Origin of the sequence: Mesorhizobium sp. M7A.F.Ca.CA.004.06.1.1, assembly GCF_003999135.1 — a bacterium.
Taxonomy (GTDB): Bacteria; Pseudomonadota; Alphaproteobacteria; order Rhizobiales; family Rhizobiaceae; genus Mesorhizobium.
In genome coordinates, this window is the sequence record NZ_RZPQ01000694.1 from 1 (window position 1) to 3,159 (window position 3,159).

The 3,159-nt window shown below is 62.2% G+C and carries 4 protein-coding genes; 3 read left to right on the forward strand and 1 reads right to left on the reverse strand.

Annotated features, from left to right (window positions below; all coding sequences use genetic code 11):
* From EN906_RS28500 to EN906_RS28510, 3 genes are all read left to right on the forward strand, one after another.
* Positions 1–1,000: FAD-binding oxidoreductase (locus EN906_RS28500; protein WP_164777425.1), on the forward strand; the 1,000-nt coding region annotated here is incomplete at its 5' end.
* A 121-nt stretch (positions 1,001–1,121) separates the two neighbouring features.
* Positions 1,122–2,072, forward strand: a complete 951-nt coding sequence (locus EN906_RS28505) for an SPFH domain-containing protein (protein ID WP_127269753.1) — start codon at positions 1,122–1,124, stop codon at positions 2,070–2,072.
* An 11-nt stretch (positions 2,073–2,083) separates the two neighbouring features.
* Positions 2,084–2,548 (forward strand): NfeD family protein, encoded by a 465-nt coding sequence (locus EN906_RS28510; RefSeq protein WP_127269754.1) that lies wholly within the window; start codon positions 2,084–2,086, stop codon positions 2,546–2,548.
* A 166-nt stretch (positions 2,549–2,714) separates the two neighbouring features.
* Here the strand turns inward: EN906_RS28510 and EN906_RS28515 are convergent.
* On the reverse strand, positions 2,715–3,159 hold a 445-nt coding region (locus EN906_RS28515; RefSeq protein ID WP_127375540.1), incomplete at its 5' end, for a CBS domain-containing protein.

Genomic DNA, 3,159 nt, shown 5'->3' on the forward strand with positions numbered 1-3,159 from the left:
GGCCGCAACCCCCGCACGGGTGGCATGCGAAATAGCCCAGCCACTCTCCACGCTCTCGAAGATGGTCGGCAGAGCTTCGGCCCAGCAGGCCTGGCGACGCTCGCGGCTCGCCGTTTCCAATCTCGCCGGACGCATTGCCGAACTCGGCATCAACTGTGGCCTAAGCCGCATGCCGTCACTCTATCTGGCCGGCACGATGCTTGGTCCGCCGGAACTGCGCGACGAGGCCGAGGCACGTCGGCTAGCCGGCATCGGCGCCAGCTGCTTAACCCGACAGCAGCTAGCCGAGAAATTCGGCATCGACCGCGAAGGCGCCATTCTCGGCCACGGCAATATCGCCCTCGACCCACGCAAGCTGACGGCTGGGCTGCTGCTGAAATCCCTGGAGCGCAAGGCACGCTTCTATGCCCCCGTGGAAGCCACAATGATCGAGGACAGCGCCGAAGCTGTTGTCGTCGCGACCAGGGATGGCCCGACCATAACCGCACGACATGTTGTTCTGGCCACCGGCTACGAACTTGTCGACATCGTGCCGGCCACCGCCCACCGGATCATCTCGACATGGGCGATTGCGACACGCCCGCAACCGCGAAAGCTCTGGCCGGACGCAGCGTTCATCTGGGAAGCGTCGGAGCCGTATCTGTATATGCGCACGACGGTCGACGGCCGGGTCATTTGCGGCGGCGAGGACGAGGATTTTATCGACGAAGCGCGGCGCGACGCGCTGATCGCCGACAAGAGCACACGCATCGCCGAGAAGCTCGGCCTGATAGTTCCGCATCTCGACACCAGACCCGATTTTGCCTGGACCGGCTCGTTCGGCACCACGACCACCGGCCTGCCCTATATCGGCGCCATTCCCCGCCACCCGCGCATCCATGCGGTGATGGGCTACGGTGGCAACGGCATCACCTTCTCGCAGGTCGCTTCCGAGATTGTCCCGGCTTCGATCAACGGGCTGGATGACATGGATGCAAGATTGTTTGCCTTCAACCGCTGAGTGCAACCCTATAAACAATCCATCATCACCTGATTGTAACGCATCTGAAATACACTTAAGTCTTTGGTGAAGTCGGCGGCGCGAGAATGGCTTGTGCGGCCTTCGTCTGAGGGAGAGCCAAATGGATTTCAGTGGTTTCGATATTGCGATTGGTGCACTTGCACTTCTGGTATTGGTGCTGCTGATCAAAGGCATCAGGACAATCCCGCAAGGTTACAATTATACGGTGGAGCGCTTTGGCCGTTACACCAAGACACTGAGCCCAGGCCTCAATTTCATTTTCCCGTTCATCGACCGTATCGGCGCCAAGATGAACATGATGGAGCAGGTGCTTGACGTTCCGAGCCAGGAAATCATCACCCGCGACAACGCCATTGTCGGTGTCGACGGCATCGCCTTTTTCCAGATCCTCAACGCGGCGCAGGCCGCCTACCAGGTTTCCGGCCTGCAGAACGCCATCCTCAATCTGACGATGACCAACATCCGTACCGTCATGGGTTCGATGGATCTCGATGAACTCCTGTCGAACCGCGACGCCATCAACGAGCGCCTGCTGCGTGTCGTCGATGAGGCAGCCCACCCGTGGGGCATCAAGATCACCCGCGTCGAAATCAAGGACATCAACCCGCCGGCCAACCTTATCGAATCGATGGGCCGGCAGATGACCGCGGAACGCAACAAGCGTGCCCAGATCCTTGCCGCCGAAGGCCTCAAGCAGTCGCAGATCCTCGAGGCCGAGGGCCGCAAGGAAGCCGCCTTCCGCGATGCCGAGGCGCGCGAACGTTCGGCCGAGGCGGAAGCCCGCGCCACCCAGGTGGTGTCGGAAGCGATCTCCAAAGGCGATGTGCAGGCGCTGAACTACTTCGTAGCGCTGAAATACACTGAAGCGCTTGGCAGGATCGGCACGGCCACCAACAGCAAGATCGTGCTGATGCCCTTCGAGGCATCGTCGCTGATCGGTTCGCTCGGCGGCATTGGCGAAATCGCCAAAGAAGTCTTCCGCAGCGAAGGCACGACCGGCTCGCAGAGGCAGGCCGCGCGCCCGCCGGTCGTTCGCCCAACCGACAACTGAGGTCGAAACCAATGATCGACCGCATCGTTTCCGAACTCGGCCCGTGGAACTGGATGGTACTCGGTTTCATCCTGCTGGTGATGGAAGTCATCGCACCGGGTATCTTCATGCTGTGGATCGGCATCGCCGCGCTGATCATCGGCGCCGTGTCGCTGCTGGTCTGGGACGCCGGCTTCTGGACCTGGCAGGTCCAGGTCCTCGCCTTCCTGGCGCTGTCGCTGGTCTCGGCCTATGTCGGCAAGAAGCTGGTCGGCAGCCGCAACGACCCGACCGACCAGCCGCTGCTCAACCGGCGCGGCGCGCAAATGGTCGGCAGGATGGCGACACTTGCCGAGCCGATCCGGGACGGGCGCGGCCGCATCAAGCTGGGCGATACGCTGTGGCGTGTCTCCGGCCCGGATTTGCCGGCCGGCACGCAAGTGCGCGTGACGGGTGCGGCCGATACGGATCTGGAACTGACCGTCGAGGCGGTCTGAATTCTTGAAACCCACCGCTTGGACAAGGTGTGTTGAGATTCAGGTCAGGCCGAGTCGAAAACGGTGGGTTCCGAGAACCGGAGCGGAGCGTACTTTGGGTACGTGAGCACCGGAAGCGCAGGAAACCGTCGTTTGCAGGCCGGCATCACCTTAAGATCAGCACACCTTAGGCGGCGCCGATACGCAGCAGATCGTGCAGGTGGATGAGGCCGACTGGTTTCCGGCCCTCCACCACCATCAGGCTGGTGATGGCTGAGTTGTTGATCGTCTGCAGCGCCGTTGCCACCAGCGTGTCCGGCGTCGCGGTCTTCGGGCCTTTTGTCATCACCTGATCCACCGTCATCGCCAGCAGGTTGCTGCCGATGTGCCGGCGGATGTCGCCATCGGTGATGATGCCGACCAGCGCACCGTCTGCGTCGGTGATCGCGACGCAGCCAAATCCCTTGCGCGACAGTTCCAGGATCGCGTCATGCATGCCGGTGCCCGCAACCACCAGCGGCAGCCTGTCGCCGACATGCATGATCTCGCGGATCTGCGTCAGGTTGGCGCCGAGCTGGCCGCCCGGGTGAAAGGTGCGGAAATGATCCGGCGTGAAGCCGCGTGCTTCGAGC